Genomic DNA, 4,178 nt, shown 5'->3' with positions numbered 1-4,178 from the left:
TCGCTGCTTCATCGTGCTGATTCCTTCTGGAAACCAGCGTCAGAACAGCCCCAACCTGCAGCGAAACTGAGTCAGACCTAAACTTGCACGCCGAAACACAGCTTGCGATGAGTGTCGCTCCTCCCGGGTCGTGTGGACACGCCGCGACCCGCGGCTACCTGTCCGAACCCGACGGCATGAATCGGGACGCTCTGAGCCCGCCTTTCGCGGCGCGCGACACCGGCTTCCTTGAAACTGCTGCAAGTCGATCCTGTCAGTGGTGCTTGTACCAACCGACCCCTTTGATGTCGTTCCACGAATTGGTCTTGTGGCACAGATAGCACTGGCTGACGTTCGCATGCTCCTGGCCGGCAATGCTCTTGGACACCATCTCGAAGTGCATCATGTAGTGGCTTGGCGGCGCCTGGTGGCATTGCGCGCAGTCCTTCGACGTCGGGGATGGGTGCAGGAATGATGCTATCCGCCATGTGCCGGTCTCGTGGCACGTGGCGCATTCGCGCCCGAAGAGCTGCTTGTGCGGGTCTTGGTTGCTGTGGCAGCTCGCACAGTTCAGGGCATTCTTCTCGGCCGACTGGGACACGGGAACCCCCAGGAACGCAGCCATGTCGTCGATCATCTGGCGCGACACGCCTGGATGACCTGAGGCGCCGACAGCGAGATGGGATCCGATCCGCAGGAGCGCCGCATGATCCATTTTGGTCGGGCGGGCGGCCCCGTCATGCTCCACGTGACAGCCCCGGCAATCCTGAACGTTGGCGTGAAACGCAGTCGGCTGCTTGCCAAGGTCAGCAGCGGCGGTGGAATGGCACGTGATGCAAGCGGTGGCTTCGACGCCCTTCGTTGGCGTGTGACACGCTTCGCACTTGTCGCCGAGGAACGCGTGCTTCGCCGAGAGGGGGCCGGGCTGGAAGGAGGTCGGCCAGCCTGGAACCGACGCCGAACCCGAGCGGTACAAGGCGACGACCGCCGTCATGCCGCCCACGACCGCGATGGTGATCAGCACCGTATATAAAAGGCTGAGCTTCCTCACGAGAGCCACCGCAGTCCGTAGTAGATCTCGCCGGCGATGTGGAGCATCAGCAGCAGATACATGAGGATCGCCGCGACCACATGCGCCACGATCCAGCGCATGAATGTCTTCTTGATCGCCTCTCGGGAGCCGACGGCGTATTCGAGGTCAGCGATGCCCTCCACGAGCTGGCGGACCGACACATCCCGCAGGGCCGGCGCGCTGATGCCGGCGGCCGCTGCATCCTCAAGGGCCTGCCGCTCGGCGAACGCCGCGGCTGTCCGGTCGTAGGCGGAGCGCAAGGTCGCGAGCCGCGACTGCTCCTCCCGCAGCTCGGCCGACGTCTCGGGAAGGTAGTAGCGCCCGACGACCCCCGTGGCGACGACGACGAGCATGGCGGTCACGAGAGCGATGCCCAGCGGGCTCTGGTACTTGTGCCCGGTGTGCAGGATGGCCAGGAAGGCACCGAACACTCCCGCGTAGACGTGAAACGTGAGCAGCGCACCCATCGGCGCGACCCGGGTGATCCATGATTTGAGGCGGGTGCTGTACTTGGCAAGAGGATAGATCAGCAGCGAGACCATCAGGGTGGCTGCGGCAACGCCCAGCGCAAAGCCCGCCAGGCTCCCGGCGAAGCGCGGCGACGTATGCAGAACGAAGGCCGGGACCAGGAACAGGAGGAGGGTGAGGACGACTTCGACGGTCAGCCGTTCGGTCCGGCTCATGTCAGGCCTCGACGACCAGGTTGCCGATCGATTTGGCCTGGCAGGCCAGGATGATGCCCCTCGCCTTGTCCTCCGGCGTCAGGGCCTCCTCGACTTCCATGGTCACCTTGCCCTCGAGAAGCTGGGTCTTGCACACGCCGCAGATGCCGACCCGGCACGAGTAGTCGATGTTCACGCCGATATCCTCGGAGACCTCCAGCACGCTCCTGTCCGGAGGAAGAGGGGCGGTCTTGTTCGACCGCGCGAAGCGGACCGTCGCGGTCGCCGGCCCGATCGCGGCCGGGGGTGGCGGCGCGCCGGCGGGAGCGGGTGAAGGAGCGCCGATGTGCGCGATGACTGTGGCGCCGGGCGGGGGTACGGCGCCTAGAGCCGGTCCGAAGGCCTCGGTCTTCACCTGTTCGGGCGGGACGCCGAGCTCCGCCAGAAGCTTCTTCATCGCCTCCATCATGCCGGGCGGGCCGCAGAGGTGGACGCGTCGCTTGACGATCTCGGGAACGGATAGGGCGAGGAACTCCTTCGTGATGTGGCCTTCCGCCCCCATCCAGTGCGTGCCCGCCGCGCGCGCCATCGTGGCAGCCACGTGCAGGTTGCGCATGCGGCGTTGCAGGAACTCGAGCTCGTCCCGGAAGATGAAGTGCGCCGTGGTCTGAGCCCCATAGACGAGGAAGATCTCGCCGGGCCAAGCGGTGTCGAAGAGGTAGCGGATGGCGGCCATCAACGGCGTGACGCCGACGCCGCCCCCGATCAGGACGACGCTGTCGGCTTCCGCCCCAGTGAAGGTAAAAACCCCCGACGGCCCCATCACGTCGACCAGGTCGCCCTCGACCACGTGGTCGTGCATGTGGTCGGAGAAGATGCCCGGCTCCTCGCGCTTGATGGTGGTCTCGACATAGGCTGTCTGCGCGGCCGAGGACGCAATCGTGTAGGAGCGCCGGACCAGCTTGCCGTCGATCTCCGCCGAGTAGGTCAGGAACTGGCCGGGCACGAAGGTGAAGGGGATCGGCCCGCCTCCGGGGTCTCTGAGCCGGAAAGTCTTGACCCCCGTCGCTTCGGGAAAGATGGCGGCGACCCGAAGCTTGCCTTTCCATAATTTGCCCGGGGTTGGCTTGGCGGCCGACGCAGGCGTTGCTGGCGCGCCTCCGGGACCCGGGGCAACTGCGGCAGGGGCAGCGCTCGGAGCCACGGCGGCCGGGGCAGCCGCGACCCTCGCCGAAGGCGATACCGGCGGCACGGGCGGGGCCGCGGCCGGGGGTGCAGGGACGGCGGATGTGGCCGGGACAGGGGTGGCGCTCGTCAGGCGGTTCACGAGGGCGTTCGCGCGGCGCATGCGGACCAGATAGATGGCGAGCATGGCCGCGGCGAACGTTGCGACGAGCGACATCGTGATGACGTGGAACCACGACAGGCCAAGGGGTCCGCTGATCCCATGTGTTGGGACGCCGGTCGGGATGTTCAGCTGGGTCTTGAACCAGTCCTGCGCGATCTGCTGTGGCGGCTTTCCCTCCGTGAGCGACCGGAGCGTCGTGGCGCCGCTTTTCACCTGATTGAGAGCGTCACGGAGACGTGAAGTGGCTTGCTCAGCCGCGGCCGCGTCTCCGGCGGCGTTGGCATGCCGGAGCGCATTCTCGGCGCTCGCGATTCCGTCCGTCCCGGCGCTGATCTGGATGCGCGCCTGGGCCTCCAGGCTTTGGCGCTGCTCGGCCGTTAAGGCCGGGACGTCCATCAGGGAGGGATAGAACTCCTTGCGCGGGCGGCCCATCATCTCGCCCATCATTCCGCCCATGGCACCGCCGGCACCCATACCGCCCCCCATGCCGGGACCACCCGAACCCATTCCGGGCATCGGCGGCTGGGTGCTCGAAACGCCCGCAGGCGGGTTGCTTGGCGGAGCGGTCGGGGTTGCTGGCGCTGAGGTGGGGGGTGCGTCGGGGGTGCCGGCCGTCGTGCCGGGATGGTGCTCGGCGTGGCCGCCAGACTGCGCGACAGCCTGGGGCGCGCAGACCCCGACGAAGGCGACGGCGATGAGGGACCGGCTGGCAAGCATCCAGAGAGAACGCTTCCCCATGCGACGGCTGCCATGACCTTGCCTCACGACCCGACTCCGAACTGGAAAGGGACCTGTGCCCGTAGCACTTGCTGCGGCCTTCAGCCGAGGTGCGGCCCAGGCCGTCGATCTCGTCCACGCAGCGCCGCAGCGCATCGTCCTAGCCTCCTAATGCACCTTCGGGTAGCTCGGGCTGGCTAGGGCATCGAGGATGCTGAGAGAATTTCGTCACGGGTCATCGGCGGTCTTTCAGCTGCCCAGTAGATAGAGGCGGTCCTCGTGCGAACGCCCCGGGAAAGCCGTTTCCAGCTTTTCGCACCTTGATGCGGATCAAGGAGACGCGGGTGCGTTGACGTAACAGACGCGCGGACCGACCCACCATTACGGTGAGCGGGACTTC

General features: G+C 66.6%; 3 protein-coding genes. All 3 read right to left on the bottom strand.

The genetic code is table 11. The features are described 5' to 3' along the window. Nucleotides 1-253 precede the first annotated feature (253 nt). From ACFPN9_RS27805 to ACFPN9_RS27795, 3 genes are read right to left on the bottom strand one after another with little or no spacing between them, the layout of a single operon-like run. A complete protein-coding gene (locus ACFPN9_RS27805) occupies nucleotides 254-1,030 on the bottom strand; it encodes a cytochrome c3 family protein (RefSeq protein ID WP_066734003.1) in 777 nt (258 codons plus the stop codon). Then, complete coding sequence (locus ACFPN9_RS27800) at nucleotides 1,027-1,734, bottom strand: iron reductase (RefSeq protein ID WP_066733964.1); 708 nt, start codon at nucleotides 1,732-1,734, stop codon at nucleotides 1,027-1,029. Before ACFPN9_RS27800 ends, ACFPN9_RS27805 begins: the two co-directional genes overlap by 4 nt. A 1-nt stretch (nucleotide 1,735) precedes the next feature. Continuing rightward, nucleotides 1,736-3,778, bottom strand: a complete 2,043-nt coding sequence (locus tag ACFPN9_RS27795; protein ID WP_066733966.1) for a 2Fe-2S iron-sulfur cluster-binding protein — start codon at nucleotides 3,776-3,778, stop codon at nucleotides 1,736-1,738. Nucleotides 3,779-4,178 lie beyond the last annotated feature (400 nt).

Origin of the sequence: Allobosea massiliensis (assembly GCF_042655245.1) — a bacterium.
GTDB classification, from domain to species: Bacteria; Pseudomonadota; Alphaproteobacteria; order Rhizobiales; family Beijerinckiaceae; genus Allobosea; species Allobosea massiliensis.
Note: the sequence above shows the minus strand (reverse complement) of the source record. Positions and strands in the feature narration are given on the sequence as shown.

Coding starts and splice junctions, on each gene's coding strand:
- ACFPN9_RS27795 (WP_066733966.1), bottom strand. CDS start 3,778: ATGCTTGCCAGCCGGTCCCTCATCGCCGTCGCCTTCGTCGGGGTCTGC.
- ACFPN9_RS27800 (WP_066733964.1), bottom strand. CDS start 1,734: ATGAGCCGGACCGAACGGCTGACCGTCGAAGTCGTCCTCACCCTCCTC.